Below are 25,584 nucleotides of genomic sequence, written 5' to 3' on the forward strand. Positions count from 1 at the left end.
GTGGGTAGGCTGAAGCCAGCAACAGAGCCGCCGCCACGAGGAGTGAAACATGACTGACATCAGGCCCGAGGACGAAGTCGTCCGGATCTGCCAGGAACTGATCCGGATCGACACGTCCAACTACGGCGACGGTTCCGGCCCGGGGGAGCGGGCAGCCGCCGAATACACCGCGGGACTGATGACCGAAGTGGGGCTGGACGCCGAGATCTTCGAGGCCGCCCCGGGCCGCGCCAGCGTGGTGACCAGGCTGGCCGGCGAGGATCCCTCCGCCAGCGCCCTCGTGGTCCACGGGCACCTGGACGTTGTCCCCGCACTCCGCGAGCAGTGGTCGGTGGATCCCTTCGGCGCGGAACTCAAAGACGGCATGATCTGGGGCCGCGGCGCCGTGGACATGAAGGACATGGACGCCATGATCCTCTCGGTTCTGCGGAATTTCGCCCGCACCGGACGCAAACCCAAGCGGGACCTGATCTTCGCGTTCTTCGCCGACGAGGAAGCCGGCGGCACCTACGGCGCCCGCTACGCAATCGAGAAACGGCCCGAACTCTTCGACGGCGCCACCGAGGCCATCTCCGAGGTCGGCGGCTTCTCCGCGACCATCGGCGGCCAGCGCACCTACCTGCTCCAGACCGCCGAAAAGGGACTGTCCTGGCTGCGCCTCGTCGCACACGGCCGCGCCGGCCACGGCTCCCAGATCAACACGGACAACGCGGTCACGCGGCTGGCCAGCGCGGTGTCCCGGATCGGGGAATACCGCTGGCCGGTGGAGCTGACGCCCACCACGCGGCAGTTCCTCGACGGCGTGACGGAACTCACGGGCGTGGAATTCGATCCCGACGATCCGGACAAGATCCTCAAGGAGCTCGGCACCGTGGCCCGGTTCGTGGGCGCCACCCTGCAGAACACCACCAACCCCACCCTGCTCAAGGGCGGCTACAAGCACAATGTGATCCCCGAATCGGCGGAGGCCCTGATCGACTGCCGGACCCTGCCCGGCCAGGAGGAGCATGTCCTCGAAATCGTCCGCGAACTCGCCGGCAAGGGCGTGGACGTGAGTTACGTCCACAATGACGTCTCGTTGGAGGTGCCGTTCGCCGGGAATCTCGTGGACTCCATGATCGACGCACTGCACGCCGGGGACCCGGGGGCCAAGGTCCTGCCCTACACGCTGTCCGGCGGCACGGACAACAAGTCCCTGAGCCGCCTGGGCATCACCGGGTACGGCTTCGCGCCGCTCCAGCTCCCGGACGAACTGGACTTCACCGGGATGTTCCACGGCGTGGACGAACGCGTCCCCACCGACTCCCTGAAGTTCGGCGCCCGGGTGCTCGATACCCTGCTCACCAATTACTGAAACCTGTTACGTGAAGCCTGGAAGACCCCGTCCCATGAGCCCCGAAGATGTCCTGCCCGATGCCCTGCTGGAACGGATCCGCGGGCGCGCCGCCGGCTACGACCGGGACAACGCCTTCTTTCACGAGGATCTGACGGAGCTGGCGGAGGCCGGCTACCTGAAAATCTTCGTTCCGGCGTCCGACGGCGGCCTGGGGCTCGGGCTCCAGGCGGCGGCGCAGCTGCAGCGGCGGCTGGCGACGGCGGCCCCTGCCACCGCGCTGGCGATCAACATGCATCTGGTCTGGACCGGCGTCGCGCACGTCCTGGCCGCCCGGGGCGATGCGTCACTCGATTTCGTCCTCCGGGAGGCCGGGCAGGGTGAGATCTTCGCGTTCGGGAACTCGGAGGCCGGGAACGACTCGGTGCTCTTCGACTCCCGCACCACGGCTGTCCCGCAGGACGGCGGCGGCTATGCCTTCACCGGCCGCAAGATCTTCACGAGCCTCTCGCCGGCATGGACGCGGCTGGGGATCTTCGGCAAAGACGCCTCGGCCGCGGACGGCGAAGGACAGCTGGTCCACGGCTTCCTCACCCGGGAGAGTCCCGGGTACGAGATCCTGGCCGACTGGGACACCCTGGGCATGCGCGCCAGCCAGTCGAACACGACGGTCCTGGACGGCGCGGTGGTGCCGGCGGAGCGGATCTTCCGCACGCTGCCGGTCGGCCCGAACGCGGACCCGCTGATCTTCGCCATCTTCGCCTGCTTCGAGACGCTGCTGGCCGCGGTCTACACGGGCATCGGCGAACGGGCCCTCGCCCTGGGCGTTGACGCGGTCAAGCGGCGGACGTCCTTCAAGAACGGCGGGCGCAGCTACGCCCAGGACCCCGACATCCGCTGGAAGGTGGCAGACGCGGCCATGGCGATGGACGCGCTGTACCCGCAACTCTCGAGCGTCGCCGCCGACGTCGACGCGCTGGCCGATCACGGCAGCCAGTGGTTTCCGAAACTGGTCGGGCTGAAAGTCAGCGCCACGGAGACGGCCCGCACGGTCGTGGACCTGGCCATCAGGGTATCCGGGGGTTCGAGCTACTTCCGCGGCTCCGAGCTGGAACGGCTCTACCGTGACGTGCTCGCGGGAATGTTCCACCCCTCCGACGACGAATCAGCGCACAACACAGTGGCCAACGCGTGGCTGGGACCGCTCGAGACGCCCTAGACGGTCCGCTGGTCTCCAGGACCCTAGACGGTCCGCTGGACCTGGGTGACCCGGCGGCGGAGCCAGAAGCGGCGGCCGCCGCCCAAATACAGCACGCTGCGCTCCAGTTCCCACTTGCCGTACTCGGAGTGTTCCACCAGGAGGCGGCGCGCTTCCGGCAGGGAATCCTCAGGACTGACCGTCAGTACGAGGTACTCGTACTGCCTCACATAGTCCCGTTCCCGCCGGACTGAACTGCTGAGAAAATGTTCCTTCATTGCTCTCCATTTTCTTCTTTTTCCGGCTAACGTGAAGTCATGAGCATCGATCCGCGTGTCGCGCTTGAAGCCCTGACGGCTGCCCTGGGGGAACACCTCGCCGCTGCGTCAGCACGCCGGGGACCCGGGGACCCCGCGGTCGAGGCGGCGTTTTTTGCCGTTGCTGATGCCTTTGAAGTCTACGACGACTCCCTCTATGAAGCGTACGGCGAAGTGACAGGACTTGGGGTCCTGGATGACGACGGCGATGACGACGAGGAAGAAGACGTCGACGACGAGGAAGACCTCGAAATCCTGCAGTGACCCTGGATCCTGCAGTGACCTTGGTTCCTGCAGTGACCCGGGATCCGGCTGTGACTCAGACGAGGCTCAGGCGGGCCTGGACACGTCCTCCAGGGCCTGGGCGATCTGCGGCGGAAGCGGTGCCAGCGTTGAATCCAGGATCTCCTTGAGCTGCACCGGCGTGCGCGGGCCCACAATCGCCGTCGCCACCCCGTGCTGGGAGAGCAGCCAGCTCAGTGAGACGTCGAGCGCTGTCCGGCCCAGCCCCTTCGCCGCCATCGCCACGGCCTCCACCACACTGGATGAGGTCCCCTCGAGGTACGGCTCGACGTAGCCGGCCAGCCGGGCATGGGCTGCCCGTGAGTCCGCGGGAATGTGCCCGCGGTACTTGCCGCTCAGCACCCCGCGCCCCACCGGCCCCCAGGCCATCAGGCCCAGGCCGGCGTCCTCGATGGCGGGAATAAGTTCAGCCTCGGGGGCGCGGTGCAGCAGGGAGTACTCCGACTGGTTCGCGACCAGCGGGAACCCCGCGACGGCTGCGGCCTTGGCCGTCTGCCAGCCGTTGAAGTTGGAGACCCCCGCATAGCGGGCACGGCCCGAGCGGACGGCGAATTCGAGCGCGGACAGGGTCTCCTCCAGCGGGACGTTGGGGTCCCAGGCCTGGGCGAACCACAGGTCCACGTAGTCGGTGCCCAGCCTGGCGAGGCTCGCGTCCAGGCCGGAGAGCATCCCGTTCCGGGACGTGTCCACGCCGCGGCGGCCGTCCGACGTCGACAGTCCGGCTTTCGTGGAGATGACCACTTCGGAGCGGGCAACAACGTCGCCCAGCATTCCGCCCAGCATCGCCTCCGCCTGGCCGTCGCTGTAGGACGCGGCCGTGTCGATCAGGGTGCCGCCGCCGTCCATAAAGGTGCGGAGCAGGGCCGAGGCATCCTGCTCATCGGTTTCCCGGGCCCAGGACATGGTGCCAAGGGAAAGGGAGGACACGCGCAACCCACTGTTGCCGACATAACGCTGCTGCATGTCAGCTAGCTTACGGGGGTTCGGACGCCTTCATGACGTAGGGTCTATCTACGTGAACTGGTTTGAAGCGGCCTTTCTGGGCCTTGTGCAGGGACTGACAGAATTCCTCCCGATTTCCTCAAGCGCCCATCTGCGGATCGTTGGCTCCTTCCTTCCCAACGCTGCCGACCCCGGGGCCGCCTTTACGGCAATCACCCAGCTGGGCACGGAAACCGCCGTCATCGTCTACTTCTGGCGGGACATTGTGCGGATCGTCACCGCCTGGGCCGGATCGCTGACCGGCAAAGTCCCGCGGCAGCACCCGGACGCCCGGATGGGCTGGCTGGTGATCCTGGGCAGCCTGCCGATCATCATCCTCGGCCTGCTGTTCCAGGACCAGATCGAATCCGTGCTCCGCAGCCTCTGGATCGTCGCCACCATGCTGATTGTCTTCGGCATGATCCTCGCCGTCGCCGACGCCTTCGGACGCCAGGAACGCGAGCTGACCCAGCTGACCTACAAACACGGCATCCTCTACGGCCTGGCCCAGGCCATGGCCCTGATTCCCGGGGTTTCCCGCTCCGGCGGCACGATCACCGCCGGGCTGCTGATGGGCTACACCCGCGAAGCGGCGGCCCGCTACTCCTTCCTGCTGGCCATCCCGGCCGTGTTCGGCAGCGGCCTCTACCAGCTCTACAAGGTGGTCTCCGCGGACGGCATCACCGGCCCCTACAGCCTCCCGGAAACGGCGCTGGCCACCGCCGTCGCCTTTGTGGTGGGCTACATCATCATCGGCTGGTTCCTGAAGTACGTCTCGACCCATGGCTACCGGCTGTTCGTCTGGTACCGGATTCTCCTGGGCCTGGCCCTGTACCTGCTGCTCGGTTTCGGCGTCATCAGCGCCTAGCACTAGGCTTGGGCTGTGAAGTCTTGGATCTCCCGCCCCGTTCCCCAGCTCCCGGGCAGCATGCCTGCCCTCCGCCTCTTCGACACCGCCAAGGGCAGCGTCGTCACCCTCGGGGCAGCAGGCGAACAGTCGATGTATGTCTGCGGAATCACCCCGTATGACGCCACCCACATGGGCCACGCGGCCAGCTACGTCGCGTTCGACCTGCTGAACCGCGCCTGGCGGGACGGCCGCCAGCAGGTCTCCTACGTCCAGAACGTCACCGACGTCGACGACCCCCTGCTGGAGCGCGCGACCGCCACCGGCGTGGACTGGCGCGATCTCGCCGCCAGCCAGATCAAGCTCTTCCAGACCGATATGGAAGCCCTGAACGTGCTGGCCCCGGACCACTACGTGGGTGCGGTGGAGGCCATTCCCCTGATCGTTCCCGCGATCGAACGCCTGGTGGAACGGGGCCTGGCCTACCGGGTGGCCGGCACCGCCGGCGAACCGGACGGGGACGTCTATTACGACGTCGAAGCGGCCGGCAAGCACTCCGCCGAGGCCACGGACGCCTGGACCCTCGGCGCCGTTTCCGGACTGTCCGACGCGGAGATGCTGGGGCTGTTCGCCGAACGCGGCGGCGACCCCGGCCGGGCCGGCAAACGCCAGGCACTGGACCCGCTGCTCTGGCGGGTTGCCCGCGAAGGCGAACCGAGCTGGCCCGGGGACGGGCTGGGGGAGGGCCGGCCCGGCTGGCACATCGAATGCACCGTCATCGCCCAGAAGTACCTGCCTGCCCCGTTCACCGTGCAGGGCGGCGGCTCGGACCTGATCTTCCCGCACCACGAAATGGGCGCCGGACATGCCTACTCCCTGACGGGTGTGCCGCTGGCGCAGCACTTCGCGCACGCCGGCATGGTGGGGCTCGACGGCGAGAAGATGAGCAAGTCCAAGGGAAACCTGGTCTTGGTCTCCAAACTACGGGCCGCCGGCGAGGACCCGGCCGCGATCCGGCTGGCCATCCTGGCCCACCACTACCGCAGCGACTGGTCCTGGACCGAGGCCGGCTTCGCCCAGGCCAAGGAACGGCTCCGCACCTGGCGGGCCGCCCTGGACGCGGCGCCCGCGGGTTCGGCGGCCGGGCTGGTGTCCCGGCTCCGCGCCGAGCTCTCTAACGATCTGAACGCCCCCGGGGCTGTCGCCGCCATGGATGAGTGGGCCGCGGCGGCCCTCGAGGCGGCCCAGCCCGGATCAGCCCCGGACGCGGCCCTGGCGGCCGACGCCATCAACGCCCTGCTGGGCGTCGAACTCTAGGGTTTGTCCTTGCCGCGCCGTTTGAGGTAGCGCTCGAATTCCCGGGCGATCGACTCGCCGCTGGCCTCCGGGAGGTCGGCGGTGTCCTTCGCTTCCTCCAGCTGGCGCACATAGGCCGCGATCTCGGGGTCCTCGGTCGCCAGCTCGTCAACGCCGCGTTCCCAGGCGTCCGACTCCTCGACGAGGTCCTGGGTGTCGAGCGGAACCTGTAGGAGCTCCTCGATCCGGTGCAGCAGCGCGAGCTGTGCCTTGGGGGAGGGCGCCTGTGCCACGTAGTGCGGCACGGCGGCCCAGAGTGAAACCGTGGGCAGCCCGGCCAGCAGCGCCACCTCGGCGAGGACCCCCACGATCCCCACGGGACCCTCGTACTGCGAGGCCTCAAGGTCCATCCGCTCACGCAGCGCAGGGTCATCCGTCGAGGTGCTCACCGGGATCGGTCGGCTGTGCGGCACGTCCGCGAGGAGGGCGCCGACCAGGATGACGTAGTCAACATGGAGTGCCTCGGCGTGGACCAGCAGTTCGGCCGTGTAGGCCCGCCACTTGTACGACGGCTCGGTGCCCTGGACGAAGATGACGTCCACATTGGAGTCCGGAACACTGGCCTTGAAAATACGGGTGGACGGCCACTTGATCTTCCGCTCACCGGAGGACGTGCGGCGGATCGTGGGCCGGGTGAACTGGAAGTCGTAGTACTCGTCGGCGTCGACCGAACCGACCTTCTTGCCGCCCCAGAGCTTGTTGAGGTAGCGCAGGGCATCGCTCGCAGCCTCCCCGGCGTCGTTCCAGCCCTCAAAGGCGGCGAGCATCACCGTGATGCGCCGGCCCTCGGGTACGGGCTGCAGCAGCCGTTCCGGCTCGGGCACGTCGCCCGTTTCCGCGGGGTCTACCTCGAAGCTATTCATCCCTTCACCCTACGTCCAAGGACCCGGCCCCCGCAGGGAATGAAGCGCCGGAAAACGGCGGTCCGCGGCCGATATTCGCCGTAGGCGTAGTATCAGGCCCCTCACAGGGCCGCCCCGTAGACTGGAAAGCATGCAATCCTCAGCTCCCCAGCCCCTGCTCAAAGCCGCGCTCTGGGACATGGATGGCACCATCGTCGACACCGAGCCGTACTGGATCGAGGCCGAACACGCCCTGGTTGCCGCGCACGGCGGGCAGTGGTCCCATGAGAAGGCCATGCAGCTGGTGGGCCAGTCGCTGGTCTTCTCTGCGGGCATCCTGCAGGACGCCGGGGTGGCGTTGGAGCGCCGGGAGATCATCGACATCCTGACGGCCCACGTCATCAGCCAGGTCCGCGCCTCCGTGCCGTGGCGGCCCGGTGCCCGCGAACTGCTGGAGGAGCTCCACACCGCGGGGATCCGCTGCGCCCTGGTGACCATGTCCGAGGCCCCCCTGGCCCGGGAGATCGTGGCCAGCCTGCCCCGGCCCTACTTCGAATTCCTCGTCACCGGGGACACCGTCACCCAGGGCAAACCACACCCCGAGGCTTACCTCACGGCGGTCGGGCTGCTGCAGGAACAGGACCCGGAACTCGGCCTGCACCACTGCATCGCGCTGGAGGACTCCGGGCCGGGCGTCGCGGCCGCCGTCGCCTCCGGCGTGCTGACCGTCGCCATCCCCCATATCGTGCCGCTGCCGCATGATCCGCGCCACGCCATGTGGGACACCCTGGCCGGGCGCACCGTGGCCGACCTCGAAGAGCTCGTCGCGCTGCGCCACGAATTCCCGGACGCTACCTTCGGACTGGCCGGCGGCCTCAACGGCGTCCCCGGGGGCCGGCCGGAACACGGCGCCGCAAAGGTCCCGGTCCATGACTGACACCGACACCCGCGGCCGCAGCGGCCAGGACCCGCAGAAGCAGGGCCGCAAGGAGGGAATCCCGCTGGGGCGCATCGCCGGCATCCCGGTGATCCTCGCCTACTCGTGGTTCATCATTGCCGCGTTCACGGTGATCGTCTACGGCCCGGTGCTGCAGGCGAACAACCCCTACCTCGGCATCGGCGCCTACTTCGTGGCGTTCGCCTACGCTGTCCTGCTGCTGATTTCCGTCCTGGTGCATGAGCTCGCGCACGCGCTGACCGCGAAGATCTACCGCTGGCCCAGCGAAAAGATCGTCCTCAACCTCTGGGGCGGCCACACCCAGTTCGAGGCCTTCACGGCGTCACCCGGCCGTTCCGTCCTCGTAGCGATGGCGGGTCCGCTGGCCAACTTTGTCCTCGCCGCCGGCGGCTGGCTCCTGCTGACGGCCGGCGATCTGACCGGCGTCCCCGGGATCCTGACCAACATCTTCGTCTGGGCCAACCTGCTGATCGGCATCTTCAACGTCCTGCCGGGGCTGCCGCTGGACGGCGGCCGGCTCGTCGAATCCGCCGTCTGGAAACTGACCGGCAGCCAGGAAAAGGGCACCGTGGCGGCCGGCTGGGGCGGGCGGATCATCGTGATCGCCCTCGTGGCCTGGTTTGTGGTCCTGCCCGTGCTCAGCGGCGACCGGCCGGACATCTCCCTGATGCTCATCACGGTCCTTGTCGGCAGCTTCCTCTGGATGGGCGCCACCGCCTCCATCGAACAGGCCCGGCTGCGGAGCCGCCTGCCGCTTGTGGAAGCCGGCGCTCTGGCCGAACCGGCCGTGGGCCTCCCCGAAGGGGCGTCCGTGGCCGACGTGCTGGCACTGGCCCCGGACCCCGCCACGGGGGCGGGTCCCGCCGTCGTGCTCTACCGCCCGGACGGGCGGCCGGCTGCCGTGGTGGATGCCGGGGCCGTCGCCACGGTCCCCGCGTCCGCCGCTGCCAGCACGCCCCTCACGGCCGTGTCCTACGCGCTCGGGGAGGGTGCCTGGGTCCCGGAGTGGTCCAAAGGACAGGAACTGATCCAGTACCTGGCCCAGCTCGACGGCCTGGAATACGCCGTCGTCGACCGCGACGGAACGGTGACCGGCCTCCTGCGCCAGTCCGCGGTCCTGGGCGCCCTGACGGGCAAGAATCCCGGGTCCGGCAAGCGGATGTTCGGGCAAAGCCGGTAGAGTTACCTGCCGGTTGTGTATTTCCGGCCTGGGCGCACCGCCCTGGGCGCGAGCAGCCGGACCGCCGGCGATTTCCGCGGCCACACAGCTTTACAGGAGCGAGGAACACTTTCATGAGCAGCGACACCGCCGCCAGCACCAGCCCCGACGACGCCGTAACCGCCGACGGCGTATCCGCCGAGGGTGTTGACACTAGTCCGGCCACGAGCACAGACGCCCCGGCGGTGGCCCCGGCACGTGCTGCCGACGCACCCGTGGGCGCGGCCCGCCGCCGCGGACCGTTCCGGGAGGGAGAGCGGGTGCAGCTCACCGACGAGCGCGGCCGCATGAACACCATCAGCCTCGAAGTCGGCGGGGCCTTCCACACGCACCGCGGCTTCCTGAACCACGACGAGATCATCGGCAAGCCGGACGGCTCCGTGGTGGTCAACAACGTCGGCCAGCAGTACCAGACGCTGCGCCCCCTGCTCTCGGACTTCGTCCTCTCGATGCCCCGCGGCGCAGCCGTCGTCTACCCCAAGGACGCCGGCCAGATCGTCACCATGGCGGACATCTTCCCCGGCGCACGCGTCGTGGAAGCCGGCGTCGGTTCCGGCGCCCTGTCCATCTCGCTGCTCCGCGCGGTCGGCGACAACGGCTACCTGCATTCCTTCGAGCGCCGGGAGGAATTCGCCGACATCGCCCGCGGCAACGTCGAGACGATCTTCGGCGGCCCGCACCCGGCCTGGCAGATTTCCCTCGGCGATTTCCAGGAGGAAGTGGTCCGCACCGAGGAGCCCGGCTCCGTGGACCGCGTGGTCCTGGACATGCTGGCGCCCTGGGAATGCCTCGACGCCGTTGCCACCGTCCTGGCCCCCGGCGGCGTGTGGATCAACTACGTCGCCACCGTGACACAGCTGTCCCGGACCGCGGAGGCCATCCGCGCCGACGGCCGCTTCACCGAGCCCGACGCCTGGGAATCCATGGTCCGCGGCTGGCACCTCGAGGGCCTGGCGGTCCGTCCGGACCACCGGATGGTCGCGCACACCGGCTTCCTGCTCGTGACCCGCCGGCTGGCCGACGGCGTCACGGGCATCTCCGTGAAGCGCCGCCCGTCCAAGACCGACTTCAACGCCGAGGACGTCAACGCCTGGACGCCCGGCGCCGTGGGGGAGCGCGCCGTCTCTGACAAGAAGCTGCGCCGGGCGGCCCGCGACGCCATTGCTGGAACCAACGTCAAGGACGATCCTGATATTACGAAGTAGTCCGCATTTCGGAAGTCTTCAGCGGGGTCCGGCGTCTTGGGGCTAATGTCTTAATAGAAGCGTAGGAAGGGGCTGATGCACGATGGAGACTCCGAACACTGATCCGGGCCAGACGCCTGCAGAGGACGCGGCAGCATCCGCGGGGCAGGCGCACGCCAGCGAACTGTCCGTGGCCGAGCGGCAGGTCAATATTCTCCGGGACAAACTCCGGCACATTGACCGCCAGCTCGCCGCCGCGACGCAGAACAACTCCAAGCTCGTGGGCATGCTGGAAACCGCGAAAGCGGAAATCCTCCGGCTCAAGAACGCCCTCGACCAGGAGGGCCAGCCGCCGTACAGCTTCGGCACCGTGCTGCAGCTGAACCCGAAACGCCATCCCTCCGCCGGCAACGGCGGGCAGGCCGCCACCGAGGAATCGGTCGACATCTTCAACGCCGGCCGGAAGATGCGCGTCGGGATCAGCCCGCTGGTCAACATGAACCAGCTGGCGGTCGGCCAGGAGGTCCTCCTCAACGAGGCCCTGATGGTGGTCGCCGGGCTGGGCTACGAACGGGCCGGGGACCTGGTCACGCTGAAGGAGATGCTGGGCACGGACCGTGCCCTGGTGGTCGGCCGGGCCGACGAGGAACGCGTCATCCGGCTCTCCGGCGCCCTGCTCTCGCAGAAGCTCCGGGTCGGCGACGCCCTCTCGATCGATTCCCGCACCGGCTACGCCCTCGAAAAGATCCCGCGCTCCGAGGTGGAGAACCTCGTGCTCGAGGAAGTGCCGGACATCACCTACCAGGACATCGGCGGCCTGGGGCCGCAGATCGAGCAGATCCGCGACGCCGTGGAACTGCCGTTCCTGCATCCGGACCTGTACCGCGAACACGGGCTCAAGGCCCCGAAAGGCATCCTGCTCTACGGCCCGCCGGGCTGCGGCAAGACGCTGATCGCCAAAGCGGTCGCCAACTCCCTCGCCGCCCGGGCCGCCGAACGCACCGGCAAAACGGACATGAAGAGCTACTTCCTCAACATCAAAGGACCGGAACTGCTGGACAAGTACGTCGGCGAGACCGAACGGCACATCCGGCTGATCTTCGCCCGCGCCCGGGAGAAGGCCTCCGAGGGCAGCCCGGTCGTGGTGTTCTTCGACGAGATGGACTCGCTGTTCCGCACCCGCGGCACCGGCATCTCCTCCGACGTCGAAACGACCATCGTCCCGCAGCTGCTCAGCGAGATCGACGGCGTGGAGCGGCTCGACAACGTGATCGTAATCGGCGCCTCCAACCGTGAGGACATGATCGACCCGGCGATCCTGCGGCCCGGCCGCCTGGACGTCAAGGTCAAGATCCACCGCCCCGACGCGGAAGCCGCGGCGGACATCTTCAACAAATACATCACCGCCGACCTTCCCTTCCACGAGTCCGACCTCGCCGAGCACCACGGCGATGTGCAGGCCACCGTGGATGCGATGGTCCAGCGCACCGTCGAGGCGATGTACTCCACGGACAAGTCCAACGAATACCTCGAGGTCACCTACGCCAACGGCGACACCGAAATGCTCTACTTCAAGGACTTCAACTCCGGCGCCGTGGTGCAGAACGTCGTGGATCGGGCCAAGAAGTACGCCATCAAGGACCTGCTCACCGTGGGCCAGAAGGGCATCCGGATCGACCACCTGCTGCGCGCCGTCGTCGACGAGTTCCGCGAGCACGAGGACATGCCCAACACCACCAACCCGGACGACTGGGCGCGGATCTCGGGCAAGAAGGGCGAGCGCATCACGTACATCCGCACCATCGTCCAGGGCAAGGCTGGGCAGGAACCCGGCAAGTCCATCGAGACGATGCCGAGCACGGGCCAGTACCTGTGACGTCGGCTGTACCCGGCAGGCCGGCCTGCGTGTCCGGCGGGCTGCCGGTCGGCGGTGCCATGCGGGTGATGGGCTCGGAGACCGAATACGGCATCCACGCCCCGTCCGCGCCGGGCGCCAACGCCACCATGATGTCCGCCCGCGTGATCCAGGCCTACGCCCAGGTGACCCGGCAGCGCGCCGCCGGCGGGGCCGAAACCCGCTGGGACTACACCGACGAGGAACCGCTGCATGACGCCCGCGGCTGGACGCTGGAGCGCAGCCAGGCCGAACCGGACCAGCTGACCGACCAGCCTCCCGTCCTCGACGCCGAGGCGGTCGCCCTGGCCTATGGCCGGCAGGAGCTGGAAGCCGACGGCGAGGACGAGTCCGGCACGCTGCTGATGAACATGGTGCTCGGCAACGGCGCCCGGCTGTACGTCGACCATGCCCACCCCGAGTACTCCAGCCCGGAGGTGACCAACCCGCGCGACGTCGTCGCATGGGATGCCGCCGGGGACCTCGTGGCCCTCGCCGCGGTGCGGCGGCTGGCCGCGGATCCCGAGCTGCCCCCGGTTAATCTCTACAAGAACAACACCGACAACAAGTCGGTCTCCTACGGCTCCCACGAGAACTACCTGATGCCCCGTGCGGTGCCGTTCGGCGACATCGTCCGCGGACTGACCCCGTTCTTCGTCACCCGCCAGATTTTCTGCGGCGCCGGCCGGGTCGGCATGAAACAGGACGGCTCCCGCCCCGGTTACCAGATCAGCCAGCGGGCGGACTTTTTCGAGACCGAGGTCGGCCTCGAAACCACCATCCGCCGCCCCATCATCAACACCCGTGACGAACCGCACGCGACCGCGGACAAGTACCGGCGGCTGCACGTCATCATCGGAGACGCCAACCTCAGCCAGACCGCCAATTACCTGAAATTCGGCACGACGGCCCTGGTCCTGAGCCTGATCGAGGCCGGCCTGGCCCCGAAGGTCGAAGTCCATGAGCCGGTCGCCGCACTGCAGGCGGTCAGCCATGACACCTCGCTCACCGCCACGCTGCGGCTGCTCGACGGGCGCCGGATCACCGCCCTGGACCTGCAGTGGATCTACTTTGAAGCGGCCGCGAAGCATGCCCAGGACACCGGCGTCGCCGATGCCGTGGACGGGGACGGCCACACCCACGAGGTGCTGGAACGCTGGTCGGCGACACTGACCGAACTGGGCAACGACCGGGCCGCGGCCGCGTCCTCCGTCGAATGGCTGGCGAAACTCTCGCTGCTGGAGGGCTACCGGGACCGCGACGGACTGGAATGGGGCCACGCGCGGCTGGGCCTCGTGGACCTCCAGTGGGCGGACATCCGGCCCGAAAAGGGGCTTTACTACCGCCTGCTGGCGCGGGACCGGATGCGGCGGATCGTCGAGGACGGCGTGATCCAGCGGGCGGTCACCGAGCCGCCGTCGGACACGCGGGCCTACTTCCGGGGACGCTGCGTCAGCCGCTTCGGGGCCGACGTTGTCGGCGCCAGCTGGGACTCCGTGATCTTCGATGTGCCGGGCCGCGGCAGGCTGCAGCGGGTCCCCACCCGGGAACCGCTGCGCGGAACCGAGGCCCTCACCGGCGGCCTCTTCGCCCGCCACCGGGAGGCCGGACCGTTCCTTTCCGAGCTGCTGGGACTCCCTCCCGGTTCCTAGTGCCAAAGAGTCCCCGCAGGGGCTCCGGGCGTGGCAATATGGCTTACATGAAGTCCCTTGCAAAGCGGGGACGGACAGAAGGAGAGAACAATGGCAGGCCAGGAGCAGCAGCAGCCGCAGTCGCGGGACACCGAGGTCGACGAAGACGTTCCCGCCGCCCCGCCGGCTCCCGCGGAGGGCCAGGCGTCAGCCGCCACCCAGGGCGTCGACGATCTGCTCGATGAGATCGACGGGGTGCTGGAGTCCAACGCCGAGGAGTTCGTCCGGGCGTTCGTCCAAAAGGGCGGCCAGTAGCGCACCGCCCGGACCGCGGCGGCCCAGGGGTTGCGCCGGCACAGGGCTGAGGGCCGGAAGTCGTTGATTCACTACGTTGAGGGAGTGCACCAGTGCAGGAAACCACCGCCAACCAGGTAGCAGCCAACGCCACGTCCTCCTTCACCGAACACCTGCAGCGCCAGCGCCCCGATTTACTGCCTTTCGGCCAACTGCCGTTCGGCCAGCAGCCGTCCGGCCAGCCGTTCCCGGCGGGGAACACCGCCACGCCCCTGCAGGCGCCGCACGGGACCACCATCGTTGCGCTGACCTACGCCGGCGGGGTGCTGATGGCGGGCGACCGCCGCGCGACGATGGGCAACGTCATCGCCAGCCGGCACATCGAGAAGGTGTTCCCCGCGGACCAGTATTCCGTGCTCGGCATCGCCGGCACCGCGGGGATCGCCCTGGACATCACCCGGCTTTTCCAGGTCGAACTCGAACACTACGAGAAGATCGAGGGGACTCTCCTGAGCCTCGACGGCAAAGCCAACCGGCTCGGCGCGATGGTCCGCAGCAACCTGCCCATGGCGATGCAGGGCCTCGCCGTCGTCCCGCTGTTCGCCGGCTTCGACCGTCCCGCGGGCCTGGGCCGGCTCTTCTCCTACGACGTCACCGGCGGCCGGTACGAGGAGCAGGAACACCACACGGTCGGTTCCGGCTCGATGTTCGCCCGCGGCGCGCTCAAGAAACTCTGGAGGCCCAACCTTCCCGAGCGCGACGCCGTCTCCGTCGCCGTAGAAGCGCTCTACGACGCCGCCGACGACGACTCCGCCACCGGCGGCCCCGACCCCGTCCGGCAGCTCTGGCCGGTGGTCTACGTGGTCAACCGAACAGGCGCCTTCCGGGTTCCGGAACGCGAACTCGCGGTCATGGCCGGCGCCATCATCGAGTCCCGGGCCGTGGCCCAGCGGGAGGCCTGAGATGACCCAGCAGTTTTACGTATCGCCCGAACAACTGATGAAGGACCGCGCGGATTTCGCGCGGAAGGGCATCGCCCGCGGGCGCTCCGTGGTGGTCATCAGCTGCCGCGACGGGATTGCCCTCGTGGCCGAAAACCCCTCGCCGTCACTGCACAAGATCGGCGAGATCTACGACAAGATCGCGTTCGCGGCCGTGGGCAAATACAACGAATTCGAGAGCCTCCGGCAGGCCGGGGTCCGGTACGCGGATGTCCGCGGCTACTCCTACGACCGGGAGGACGTCACCGCCAGGGGCCTCGCCAGCGTCTACGCGCAGAGCCTCGGGGCGGTGTTCACCGCGGAACAAAAACCCTTCGAAGTCGAACTGGCCGTAGCCGAGGTGGGGTCCTCCCCGGACGAGGACCACCTGTACCGGCTGACCTTCGACGGGTCGATCGCCGACGAGAAGGGCTTCATCGTGATGGGCGGCCAGGCGGACAAGGTCTCCGAGGCCGTCGCGGCGGGCTGGCAGGGCGCACTGGACTTTGCCGGCGCCATCCGGCTTGCGCTGGCCGGCCTCGTTGCGGACAAGGAAACCACCACGCTGCCGCCTTCGGCCGTGGAGGTGGCGGTGCTGGACCGCGGCTCGGAAAGCAGCCGCGGCACCCGCCGGGCGTTCCGCCGGCTTGAGGACGCAGATATCACGGCATTGCTCGCTGAGGAGAACTGAGATGGACAAGCGCATTTTCGGCATTGAGACCGAGTTCGGGATTTCCTACTCAAGCCCGGAGTCACGGCCGCTGGCCCCCGAAGAGGTGGCCCGCTACCTGTTCCGCAAGGTGGTCAGCTGGGGGAGGTCCTCCAATGTCTTCCTGACCAACGGCTCCAGGCTCTACCTCGACGTCGGGTCCCACCCGGAGTACGCCACCGCGGAATGCGACGACCTCGCGCAGCTGATCGCGCACGACCGGGCCGGGGAACTTATCCTGGACGACCTCGTGGACGAGGCGCAGGAACGCCTCGCGGCGGAAGGCTTCAACGGCACCGTGTACCTGTTCAAGAACAACACCGACTCCGCCGGGAACTCCTACGGCAGCCACGAGAACTACCTCATCCCGCGGCGCGGCGAATTCTCCCGGCTGGCCGAAATCCTGATTCCGTTCCTCGTGACCCGGCAGCTAATCGCCGGTGCGGGGAAGATCCTCAAGACCCCGCACGGGGCCACGTTCGCGTTCTCGCAGCGGGCCGACCACATCTGGGAGGGCGTCTCCTCCGCCACCACCAGGTCCCGCCCGATCATCAATACCCGCGATGAGCCGCACGCCGACGCCGAGTTCTACCGCCGGCTGCACGTGATCGTGGGCGACTCCAACATGTCCGAAACCACGGCGCTGCTCAAGGTCGGGACCGTGGACCTGATCCTGCGGATGATCGAAGCCGGAGTGATCATGCGTGACATGCGGATGGAGAACCCGATCCGCAGCATCCGGGAAATCTCCCATGACCTCAGCGGCCGCGCCCTGGTCCGGCTCGCCAACGGCCGGCAGCTCACCGCCCTGGAAATCCAGCGCGAATACCTGGGCAAGGTCACGGCCTTCGTCGCGGAACAGGGCGCCCATAACCCCCATGTACCGCTGATCCTGGACCTGTGGGAACGCACGCTCGATGCGATCGAGAGCGGCGACACCAGCAAAATCGACACCGAAGTGGACTGGGCGATCAAGAAAAAGCTCATGGACAACTACCGCGCACGGCACAACCTGGGCCTCGACGCGCCCCGGATCGCCCAGCTGGACCTGACCTACCACGACATCTCCCGAACCCGCGGACTGTACTACCTGCTCCAGTCCCGCGGTGCCGTGCGCCGCGTGGTCGATGACACCGCGGTCAAGGATGCGGTGGATGCCCCGCCACAGACCACCCGCGCCAAACTCCGCGGCGACTTCGTCCGGCGGGCGCAGGAACTGGGCCGCGACTACACCGTGGACTGGGTGCACCTGAAGCTCAACGACCGCGCCCACCAGACCCTCCTCTGCAAGGACCCGTTCCGCAGTGTGGACGAGCGGGTGGATGCCCTGCTGGACTCTATGGGCTGATACCCAGCTTTCCACGTTATTCTGGAGGGGTGCCGTTCGCGGCCACAGCCTGCTTTGCCGCTGGCACTTGCCCGGCGAGGCGTCCATCCTGCCCCGACGAAAGTTCTTAAGTGCGCCGACTACTTGCAATTCTTCTTCCCGGACTGCTGCTGCTGACCGCCTGCGGCGGCGGAGAACCAGCCGCCCCGGAAGCCACCAGCCAGTCCGCCGGAGAGACCGCCAAGCTGGACTCCCTCAAGCTGACGGAGAACGGCGACAAGAAGGCACCCGGTGTTGAATTCACCAAGCCCCTCGAGGTCACGGAACCCACCGTCAAGGTGGTCAAGGACGGCGACGGCGACCGGGTCAAGGCCAACCAGATCGCCTCGATCTCCATCGTTGCCCTGAGCGGCAAGGACGGCTCCACCCTGGAGGACACCTTCCCGGGGGAGCCGGAGGAACTCGAACTCACCGATGACCTCAAGACCGAAAGTCCGGTCATCTACAACGCCTTCGTGGGCGCAAAGATCGGCTCCCACCTCGCCCTGGCCGTTCCCGGCGCGGCAGCCGCTGAAGGCGCCGAAGCGCAGCCCACCCAGCTCCTGCTCGTCAAGGTGCTCTCCGCCAAGGACGCACCCAAGGTCCTGGACAAGCCCGAGGGCGAAACGGTCACCCCGCCGGCCGGCCTGCCGACCGTCAAGGACAATGACAAGGGCATCCCGGAGATCTCCGTCGAAGGCGTCGCCGCCCCGACCGCCCTCGTCTCCCAGGACCTCATCAAGGGCACCGGCCCCGAGGTCAAGGAAACCGACACCCTCACCGTGAACTACGTCGGAGTGGCACTGGAAGGCGGCAAGGTCTTCGACTCCAGCTTCGACCGCGGCGAGAAGGCCACCTTCCCGCTCACCGGCGTCATCAAGGGCTGGACCCAGGGCCTGACCGGCAAGACGGTCGGCTCCCGAGTCCTCCTGGTCATCCCCAAGGACCTCGCGTACGGCGAGGAGGGCCAGGGCGATGCGAAGGGCGACCTCGTCTTCGTCGTCGACATCCTCGGCGTCAAGTAACCACCACACCCGCAGCACCCCCAAGCCACGCTAGAAGGAGCAACCATGTCATTTGGACAGCGCAACATTGACCGCCAGAAGCCGGAAATTGACTTCCCGGAGGGCCCCGTGCCCACCGACCTGGTCATCACCGACCTCATCGAGGGCGACGGCGCCGAAGCCAAGGCCGGCGACACCGTCTCCACCCACTACGTCGGCGTGGCCTGGTCCACCGGCGAAGAATTCGACGCCTCCTGGGGCCGCGGCGCACCGCTCGACTTCCGTGTCGGCGTCGGCCAGGTCATCCAGGGCTGGGACCAGGGCCTGCTGGGCATGAAGGTCGGCGGCCGCCGCCGGCTCGAAATCCCCTCCGAGCTGGCCTACGGCCCGCGCGGCGCCGGCGGCGCGATCGGCCCGAACGAGGCCCTGATCTTCGTCGTCGACCTCGTCGCCGTCCGCTAGCAACCAAGTCAACCACCGGCGGCCGTCCTGACCGGACGACGTCCTGCTTGACGAAGCGCGGTAACAATCGGAAAAGTTCGTCCGGCTGTTGCCGCGCTTTTGTCTGTTTAGGGCGGGGACTTTAGTACCCTTGCGGGGTGTCAGCCTCCCGTACCGAACGCCTCCTGAACCTGCTCATCGCCCTGCTCAACACCACCTACGGCCTGCGCCGCAGTGAACTGCGTCAGAAGGTCTACCACGACACCAGCAGCACCGACGTCGCCTTCGGCCGGATGTTCGAACGCGACAAGGGCGAGCTGCGGCGCTTCGGCTTCGACGTCGAGACCGTCACGGACAAGGGCTGGGGTTCGGATGATCCGGCCACCACCCGCTACCGGATCGGCAAGGACTCCAACCGGCTCCCGGACGTCAGCCTCACCCCGGCGGAGTGCACCGTGCTGATGCTCGCGGCCCAGCTCTGGGAGCACGCCGCGCTGGGCTCGGCAGCGCTCAACGCGGTGCGCAAGCTGCAGGCCTCCGGCGGTTTGGTCGACGCCGAACTACCCGCCGGTGTCCAGCCGCGGATCCGGCCGGCCGGGCAGGCGTTCGAGGACCTCGTCGCGGCCATGCACGCCCAGCACCCCGTCAGCTTCCGCTACCTCGCCGGCAGCACCGGCAAGGAAGAGGAGCGGCTCGTGGAGCCCTGGGGACTCGGCAGCCGCTTCGGCCAGTGGTACCTCGTGGCCCACGACCGGGCCCGGGGGGACAAGCGCTTCTTCCGCCTCTCCCGCGTCACGTCCGCCGTGACCGTCCTGGAAAAGGAAAGCTTCACCCCGCCGTCGGACTTCAACGTGCGCGCCGAGCTGGCCGGGCTCGCGGAGCTGCCGGTCCGGACAGCCGCCGTCGATGTCCGGCCCGGCAGGCTGCGCGGACTCCGTAAACGCGCCCTCCCCGGCTCCGCGGCCGACACCGCGGCCGACACCGCCGCCGGGCTGCCCGCCACGGGCCTGGACCGCCTCAGCGTGCCGTTCCGGGACGTCGAGACGCTCGCCGAGGAACTCGCCTCCTACGGGCCCCTGGCAGTCGCGGTGTCCCCGCCCGAACTCGTCAGCTCCGTCCGGCGACGCCTGGCCGCCGCGGCCGACTTCGCCGCGGCGCCCGTCCCGCCGATCGCCTTCCCGGCGGCCTCCTCGGCTGGCTCCCCCCTCCCAGGGGGGACTCCCCGGCACGGCCGCAAACGCACGTCCGAGGACCAGCTGACCCGGATGCTCCAGCTGGTGCCGTTCCTGGTGCACAATCAGGGCCTGCACATCAGCGACGTGGCGCAGAAGTTCGGGATCACCCGCAAGGAACTGGAAGCGGACCTGCGGATCCTGATCTGCTCCGGCCTGCCCGAGGGCTACCCGGACGACCTGCTGGACATCCAGTGGGACGATGACCACGTCACCATCAGCGAGCACCTCGACCTGAACCGGCCCGTCCGCTTCACCGTGGAGGAGGCCTGCGCCCTCCTGACGGGTCTGGAGACGCTCAACGGCCTGCCCGAACTGGCCGAGGGCGGCGCCCTGGAGTCCGTCACGCTCAAGCTCATGGCAGCGGCGGGGGAGGAAGGCCTCAAGGCGGCCGCCCTCTCCGGCCCCGACGTGGGGCCGGAGAACTCCGCGGCCCTGGAAACGGCGCGCGAAGCCATCCGGACCGGCGCCCAGCTGCGGCTGCGCTACTTCTCGCCGCAGCGGGACACCGTCTCCGAACGCAACATCGATCCGCTGCGGCTCTACTCGCTGGACAACACCTGGTACCTCGAGGCCTACTGCCATTCCGCGCAGGGGCTGCGCAACTTCCGGCTGGACCGGATCGAAGCCCTGGAAGGCACCGGCCTGCCCGTCTCGGAGACGGCGGCGCCGGGCAGCAGCTTCCCCGTCAAACTCTTCACCCCGAACGACGACGACACCGTGGTCGTGGTTGAACTGACCCGCCGCGGCATCGGCCTGGCCGACGAGTACTACGCGGAACGGACGGCGGAACTTCCCGGCGGCGGGCTGCTCGCCGAAATCCGTTTCGGCAGCACCGACTGGCTGCCGATGTTCGTGGCCCAGCACGGCGGGACGGCCCGGATCCTGCAGCCCGAATCGCTGGCGGAGGCATCCCGCGAGTGGCTGGCCGCCGGCCTGGCCAATTATGAGGACTAGCCACTGCGGCGGCTAGACTACTCAGCATGCCTTGGTGGTCCTGGATTGTGATCTGGATAGCGCTCGTTGCGCTGTCACTGTTGTTCTTTGTTGTGCTCGGCGCCCGGTTGTTCCGGAAGTTCATGGCCACGGCCAAGGAACTCGGCGAAGCGGGGGAGCGGTTTTCCACCTTCCCCGCCGCGGCCGCCCACTCCGCGGACAGCGGCGACGGCGCGGACAGCCGCGACGGTCCGGGCGCTGAACCGCCGGCCGAACCCGGATCCGCCGTTTTCGCCTCACCCGTGCAGATGGGGCATGACTACCGGGCGGCCAAGGCCGCCCGCCAGGAAGCCCGCCGCCAGCGCCGCGTCCAGCGCAAGCGGGACCGCGGGCAGCCCCAGCGGTTGCACGACATCGAATTGAGTTAGACGTAGGATGTATTCAAACGAAAGGACCTCCCGTTATGAGGCTTGAAGGCTGGCATCTCATCATCATCATCGTTCTGGCACTGGTGCTTTTCGCTGCACCAAAGCTGCCCGGCATGGCCCGGAGCCTCGGCCAGTCGATGCGCATCTTCAAGTCGGAAGTCCGGGAAATGAAGAAGGACGGTGCAACGGACGCCACGGAGGGCACTGAGCCCGTCGAAGGCCGGGTCGTGAACCACCCGAAGTCCGCCGGCACGGAAACCCGCACCGGAGACGGAACCGACGTTCCGCCGCCGAACCGCGCCTAACACCGCGTGGCAGTAACCATGGGCCGCCGGTCGAACCCCGAGGGGAGGATGGCGCTCCTCGATCACCTGAAAGAGCTGCGGAACCGTCTCTTCAAGTCCGCGATCGCCGTCGTCCTTGGAACCGTCGTCGGATTCCTCGTCTACCAGCCCATGCTTGCGGCGCTGATCAAACCGATCGCTGACCTCAATGAACATGAGGGCCGGCAGGCGACGCTGAACTTTGACGGCGTGGCCAGCTCCTTTGACCTCATGATCCAGGTCTCCGTCTTCCTGGGCCTGATCGTCGCGAGCCCGGTCTGGCTGTACCAGCTCTGGGCCTTCATCGTCCCCGGCCTGCACAAGAAGGAACGCCGGATGGCGCTGTCCTTCGTGGCGGCCGCCGTTCCGCTGTTTGTGGGCGGCGTCCTGCTGGCCTGGCTGGTGCTTCCGAACGCGGTCCGGGTGCTGACCGACTTCACCCCCTCCGGCGGCTCCAACTTCATCAGCGCCCAGGTGTACCTGGCGTTTGTGCTGCGGCTCCTGCTGGCCTTCGGCATCGCCTTCCTGCTCCCCGTGGTCCTCGTCGGGCTGAACCTGGCGGGAGTCATCAAGGGCAAGCAGCTCGTCAAGAGCTGGCGCATCACCGTGTTCCTGGTCTGCCTCTTCGCCGCCATGGCCGCGCCCGGCGCCGACGCGATGAGCATGTTCTACCTTGCCGGGCCCATGCTGCTGCTGTTCTTCGCCGCCATCGGGCTGTGCCTGCTCAACGACCGCCGACGTGAACGGCGCGCCGTCAAACGGGCCGCGGAGACCGAAGCCACCGCGGACCGGGCCACTCCCAGTTCCGAGCTGGAGAATCTCTAGCCCTTCGCGCACTAGGCTGGAAGCATGTCGTCAATCCCCGGGCCCGAATCGCCGTCTGAACGCTACCGGGCCAGCGTCGAGCGGGCCGCAGAAGCCAAAACCTATCTGGGCGGCTTCATCCGTTCGCTGGCCTTCGACCTCGACGACTTCCAGCGCGAAGCGTGCCTGTCCCTGCAGGCCGGGCGCGGCGTCCTGGTGGCCGCCCCCACAGGTGCCGGCAAGACGATCGTGGGGGAGTTCGCCATCTACCTGGCCCTCCAGCGCGGGCTCAAGGCCTTCTACACCACCCCGATCAAGGCCCTGTCCAACCAGAAGTACTCGGAACTGGCGGACAAGTACGGTGCCGACCGGGTCGGGCTGCTGACCGGCGACACGAGCATCAACGGCGACGCCCCGGTGGTGGTGATGACCACCGAGGTGCTCCGCAACATGCTCTACGCGGACTCCAGCACCCTGGCCGACCTCGGCTACGTCGTGATGGACGAGGTGCACTACCTCGCGGACCGCTTCCGCGGCGCCGTCTGGGAAGAGGTCATCATCCACCTGCCCAGCGAAGTCCAGGTCGCCTCGCTCAGCGCCACAGTCTCCAACGCCGAGGAGTTCGGCGCCTGGCTGGACACGGTGCGCGGCCAGACCGACGTCATCGTGTCCGAGCACCGGCCGGTGCCGCTGTGGCAGCACGTCATGGTGGGGCGGAAAATCGTGGACCTCTTCGCCGGCGACACCAGCTTCGATGAGATCGCCCCGGCCGGCGACGCCGCCGTGTCCGCCGTGTCCGCCACCGCGGAAACCGCCGACCTGAGTGCCCGCCCCGGCTTCGAGGTCAACCCCGAACTGCTGTCCATGGCCCGCGCCGAAAGCCAGATGAACTTCCGCGGACGCTTCGGCCAGGGCGGCCGCAACGTCCGGCGCCAGCGGAACCAGCGCGACGATGCACCGCAGGGCGGCCCCCGCAGCCCGTTCCGGAAGGCCAGCCGCCCCCAGGTCATCGCCAGCCTGGACCGGCAGGACCTGTTGCCCGCGATCACCTTCATCTTTTCCCGCGCAGGCTGCGACGCCGCGGTGGCACAGTGCGTCGCTGCCGGGCTGTGGCTGACCACCGAGCAGGAACAGCTCATCATTGCCCGGCGGGTCGACGAGGCCGCGCAGGACATCCCCTCCGACGACCTGGACGTGCTCGGCTTCTGGAGCTGGCGTGACGGGCTGCTCCGCGGGCTGGCGGCCCACCACGCCGGCATGCTGCCGACCTTCAAGGAAGTCGTCGAGAAGCTCTTCGTCGACGGGCTGGTCAAGGCCGTGTTCGCGACCGAAACCCTGGCGCTCGGCGTCAATATGCCGGCACGCTCGGTCGTGCTGGAGAAGCTCGACAAGTTCAACGGCGAAGCGCACGTCAACATCACCGCGGGCGAGTACACCCAGCTGACCGGGCGTGCCGGCCGCCGCGGGATCGACGTCGAGGGCCACGCCGTTGTGCTGTGGCAGCCCGGCACGGATCCGGCGGCCGTCGCCGGCCTCGCCTCGCGGCGCACCTATCCGCTGAACTCCAGCTTCCGGCCCACGTACAACATGTCGATCAACCTGCTGGCGCAGTTCGGCCGGCCCCGGGCACGGGAGATCCTCGAGTCCTCCTTCGCCCAGTTCCAGGCCGACCGCTCCGTCGTCGGGCTGGCCAAACAGGTCCGCAGCCGCGAGGAATCCCTGGCGGGCTTCAGCAAGGCTATGAGCTGCCACCTGGGCGACTTCACCGACTACTCCCGGATCCGGCGTGCGCTCTCCGATGCCGAGAAGAACGCCTCCCAGACCAGCTCCCGGGCCAGGAAGTCCGTGACCGAGGACTCCCTGAGCAGGCTGCTCCCCGGGGACGTGGTGGACGTACCCACCGGCCGGGCGCCCGGACTCGCCGTCGTCCTCAGCTCCGACCACCACTCCCGGGAACCGCGGCCCGCCGTGATGACCCTGGACAACCAGCTGCGGCGGATCGGCACCCAGGACGTGGAAGGACCGCTGGCTCCCATCACCCGGGTCCGGATCCCGAAATCCTTCAACGCCAAGGTGCCCAAGTCACGGCGCGACCTGGCGTCCTCGGTCCGGAACGCCCTCCGGGAAAACCGGCCCCCTGCGCCGCCGAGCCGGAATGACGACTTCGGCCGCGCCGCCGCCCTGCCGGACCAGGAACGGAAGATCGCCGAGCTGCGCCGCGAACTCCGTGCGCACCCGTGCCATGGCTGCAGCGAACGCGAGGACCACGCACGCTGGTCCGAGCGCTACTGGAAGCTCCGCCAGGAGACCGACGGGCTGGTGCGCCAGATCCAGGGCCGCACCAACACCATCGCCAAGACATTCGACCGGGTCTGCGGCGTCCTGTCCAGCTACGGCTACCTGGAAACCTCCGACGCCGGGGTGCTCACCATTAGCCCCGACGGGCAGCGCCTGCGCCGGATCTATGGCGAGAAGGACCTGCTGATTTCGCAGTCCCTGCGGCTGGGCGCCTTCAGCGACCTGGACGCCGCCGAGGTCGCCGCCCTCGCCAGCGTCCTGGTCTACCAGGCCAAACGTGAGGACCGCGGGCTCCGGCCCAAGATGCCGAGCGTGTCACTGGAATCCGCCGTCGACATCGTGGTGCGCGAATGGTCCGCCCTGGAGGACGTCGAGGAAGCCAGCAAGCTCCCCCTGACCGGTGAACCCGAGCTCGGCCTCGTCTGGCCCATTTTCAAGTGGGCCAAGGGCCGGCACCTGCAGGACGTCCTCAGCGGCACGGACCTGGCCGCGGGCGACTTCGTCCGCTGGGTCAAACAGGTCATCGACCTGCTCGACCAGCTGGCGAAGATCCCGTCGCTGGACCCCAGGGTCTCGCGGCTGTGCGCGGACGCGATCAAACTCATCAAGCGCGGCGTCGTCGCGTATTCCTCCGTGGCCTGACCGCCGCGGCCGGCCCCGGCCGGAACATCCCGCCGTCGAACACGTCCGGCCCGCGCCGGCCGCC

The 25,584-nt window shown here is 68.4% G+C and carries 24 protein-coding genes; 21 read left to right on the forward strand and 3 right to left on the reverse strand.

The genetic code is table 11. The features are described from left to right. Nucleotides 1-49 precede the first annotated feature (49 nt). Together AC06G6_RS09925 and AC06G6_RS09930 are read left to right on the forward strand one after the other, a co-directional pair. Nucleotides 50-1,354, forward strand: coding sequence for a M20/M25/M40 family metallo-hydrolase (locus tag AC06G6_RS09925; protein ID WP_479828507.1), 1,305 nt, complete (start codon nucleotides 50-52; stop codon nucleotides 1,352-1,354). Between the two features lie 34 nt (nucleotides 1,355-1,388). After that, entirely contained in the window at nucleotides 1,389-2,552 is a 1,164-nt protein-coding gene (locus AC06G6_RS09930) for an acyl-CoA dehydrogenase family protein (protein ID WP_479828508.1), read from the forward strand. A 23-nt stretch (nucleotides 2,553-2,575) separates the two neighbouring features. Here the strand turns inward: AC06G6_RS09930 and AC06G6_RS09935 are convergent, their stop codons facing one another. Next, nucleotides 2,576-2,809, reverse strand: coding sequence for a DUF5703 family protein (locus AC06G6_RS09935; RefSeq protein ID WP_307464900.1), 234 nt, complete (start codon nucleotides 2,807-2,809; stop codon nucleotides 2,576-2,578). A gap of 39 nt (nucleotides 2,810-2,848) precedes the next feature. Here AC06G6_RS09935 and AC06G6_RS09940 point away from each other — a divergent pair, with 39 nt between their 5' ends. Then, nucleotides 2,849-3,112, forward strand: a complete 264-nt coding sequence (locus AC06G6_RS09940; protein WP_479828509.1) for a hypothetical protein — start codon at nucleotides 2,849-2,851, stop codon at nucleotides 3,110-3,112. Between the two features lie 66 nt (nucleotides 3,113-3,178). Here the strand turns inward: AC06G6_RS09940 and AC06G6_RS09945 are convergent, their stop codons facing one another. Beyond that, nucleotides 3,179-4,114 carry an aldo/keto reductase gene (locus AC06G6_RS09945; protein WP_307464897.1) on the reverse strand — a complete coding sequence of 312 codons (936 nt, stop codon included), beginning with the start codon at nucleotides 4,112-4,114 and terminating at the stop codon, nucleotides 3,179-3,181. A gap of 52 nt (nucleotides 4,115-4,166) precedes the next feature. On the opposite strand from AC06G6_RS09945, the gene AC06G6_RS09950 reads away from it, so the two are divergent. Beyond that, nucleotides 4,167-5,000, forward strand: coding sequence for an undecaprenyl-diphosphate phosphatase (locus AC06G6_RS09950; protein ID WP_479828510.1), 834 nt, complete (start codon nucleotides 4,167-4,169; stop codon nucleotides 4,998-5,000). Nucleotides 5,001-5,015: 15 nt separating this feature from the next. Beyond that, nucleotides 5,016-6,296 (forward strand): cysteine--1-D-myo-inosityl 2-amino-2-deoxy-alpha-D-glucopyranoside ligase, encoded by a 1,281-nt coding sequence (gene mshC, locus AC06G6_RS09955; RefSeq protein WP_479828511.1) that lies wholly within the window; start codon nucleotides 5,016-5,018, stop codon nucleotides 6,294-6,296. Here the strand turns inward: mshC and AC06G6_RS09960 are convergent. Further along, on the reverse strand, nucleotides 6,293-7,198 hold the full coding sequence (locus AC06G6_RS09960) for a PAC2 family protein (protein ID WP_479828512.1): 906 nt from the start codon (nucleotides 7,196-7,198) through the stop codon (nucleotides 6,293-6,295). The two genes, mshC and AC06G6_RS09960, sit on opposite strands and share 4 nt — an antisense overlap. A gap of 130 nt (nucleotides 7,199-7,328) precedes the next feature. Between AC06G6_RS09960 and AC06G6_RS09965 the strand changes: the two genes are divergently transcribed. The 16 genes from AC06G6_RS09965 to AC06G6_RS10040 all read left to right on the forward strand — a co-directional run bounded on the left by AC06G6_RS09965 (nucleotide 7,329) and on the right by AC06G6_RS10040 (nucleotide 25,520). Continuing rightward, entirely contained in the window at nucleotides 7,329-8,114 is a 786-nt protein-coding gene (locus tag AC06G6_RS09965) for an HAD family hydrolase (protein ID WP_479828513.1), read from the forward strand. Then, the gene (locus AC06G6_RS09970; protein ID WP_479828514.1) at nucleotides 8,107-9,315 is read left to right on the forward strand and encodes a site-2 protease family protein; all 1,209 of its coding nucleotides are present in this window, start codon (nucleotides 8,107-8,109) and stop codon (nucleotides 9,313-9,315) included. Before AC06G6_RS09965 ends, AC06G6_RS09970 begins: the two co-directional genes overlap by 8 nt. Before the next feature lie 113 nt (nucleotides 9,316-9,428). Next, a complete protein-coding gene (locus AC06G6_RS09975) occupies nucleotides 9,429-10,559 on the forward strand; it encodes a tRNA (adenine-N1)-methyltransferase (protein WP_479821607.1) in 1,131 nt (376 codons plus the stop codon). Nucleotides 10,560-10,641: 82 nt separating this feature from the next. Further along, nucleotides 10,642-12,414 carry a proteasome ATPase gene (gene arc / locus AC06G6_RS09980; protein ID WP_479821609.1) on the forward strand — a complete coding sequence of 591 codons (1,773 nt, stop codon included), beginning with the start codon at nucleotides 10,642-10,644 and terminating at the stop codon, nucleotides 12,412-12,414. A 59-nt stretch (nucleotides 12,415-12,473) separates the two neighbouring features. Continuing rightward, nucleotides 12,474-14,084 (forward strand): depupylase/deamidase Dop, encoded by a 1,611-nt coding sequence (dop, locus tag AC06G6_RS09985; RefSeq protein WP_479828622.1) that lies wholly within the window; start codon nucleotides 12,474-12,476, stop codon nucleotides 14,082-14,084. Between the two features lie 90 nt (nucleotides 14,085-14,174). Beyond that, nucleotides 14,175-14,378 carry a ubiquitin-like protein Pup gene (locus tag AC06G6_RS09990; protein ID WP_024365265.1) on the forward strand — a complete coding sequence of 68 codons (204 nt, stop codon included), beginning with the start codon at nucleotides 14,175-14,177 and terminating at the stop codon, nucleotides 14,376-14,378. Nucleotides 14,379-14,470: 92 nt separating this feature from the next. After that, nucleotides 14,471-15,319, forward strand: a complete 849-nt coding sequence (prcB, locus tag AC06G6_RS09995) for a proteasome subunit beta (RefSeq protein ID WP_479821611.1) — start codon at nucleotides 14,471-14,473, stop codon at nucleotides 15,317-15,319. Between the two features lies 1 nt (nucleotide 15,320). Further along, nucleotides 15,321-16,028: a proteasome subunit alpha gene (gene prcA, locus AC06G6_RS10000; RefSeq protein ID WP_354350229.1), complete on the forward strand. Its 708-nt coding sequence runs from the start codon at nucleotides 15,321-15,323 to the stop codon at nucleotides 16,026-16,028. A 1-nt stretch (nucleotide 16,029) separates the two neighbouring features. Further along, a complete protein-coding gene (gene pafA / locus AC06G6_RS10005) occupies nucleotides 16,030-17,394 on the forward strand; it encodes a Pup--protein ligase (RefSeq protein ID WP_479821613.1) in 1,365 nt (454 codons plus the stop codon). A gap of 110 nt (nucleotides 17,395-17,504) precedes the next feature. Then, nucleotides 17,505-18,437 carry an FKBP-type peptidyl-prolyl cis-trans isomerase gene (locus AC06G6_RS10010; RefSeq protein ID WP_479821615.1) on the forward strand — a complete coding sequence of 311 codons (933 nt, stop codon included), beginning with the start codon at nucleotides 17,505-17,507 and terminating at the stop codon, nucleotides 18,435-18,437. 45 nt (nucleotides 18,438-18,482) lie between these two features. After that, complete coding sequence (locus AC06G6_RS10015) at nucleotides 18,483-18,878, forward strand: FKBP-type peptidyl-prolyl cis-trans isomerase (RefSeq protein ID WP_307464873.1); 396 nt, start codon at nucleotides 18,483-18,485, stop codon at nucleotides 18,876-18,878. 137 nt (nucleotides 18,879-19,015) lie between these two features. Further along, nucleotides 19,016-21,046, forward strand: a complete 2,031-nt coding sequence (locus tag AC06G6_RS10020) for a helix-turn-helix transcriptional regulator (protein WP_479821617.1) — start codon at nucleotides 19,016-19,018, stop codon at nucleotides 21,044-21,046. A 26-nt stretch (nucleotides 21,047-21,072) separates the two neighbouring features. After that, the gene (locus tag AC06G6_RS10025; RefSeq protein ID WP_479821619.1) at nucleotides 21,073-21,453 is read left to right on the forward strand and encodes a hypothetical protein; all 381 of its coding nucleotides are present in this window, start codon (nucleotides 21,073-21,075) and stop codon (nucleotides 21,451-21,453) included. Between the two features lie 35 nt (nucleotides 21,454-21,488). Continuing rightward, nucleotides 21,489-21,758, forward strand: a complete 270-nt coding sequence (tatA, locus tag AC06G6_RS10030; RefSeq protein WP_479821621.1) for a Sec-independent protein translocase subunit TatA — start codon at nucleotides 21,489-21,491, stop codon at nucleotides 21,756-21,758. 48 nt (nucleotides 21,759-21,806) lie between these two features. Continuing rightward, nucleotides 21,807-22,601, forward strand: coding sequence for a twin-arginine translocase subunit TatC (gene tatC / locus AC06G6_RS10035; protein ID WP_307464867.1), 795 nt, complete (start codon nucleotides 21,807-21,809; stop codon nucleotides 22,599-22,601). A 24-nt stretch (nucleotides 22,602-22,625) separates the two neighbouring features. Further along, nucleotides 22,626-25,520 (forward strand): DEAD/DEAH box helicase, encoded by a 2,895-nt coding sequence (locus AC06G6_RS10040; protein WP_479821623.1) that lies wholly within the window; start codon nucleotides 22,626-22,628, stop codon nucleotides 25,518-25,520. Nucleotides 25,521-25,584: the final 64 nt, after the last annotated feature.

The organism is Arthrobacter sp. CJL-S3 (assembly GCF_056711635.1).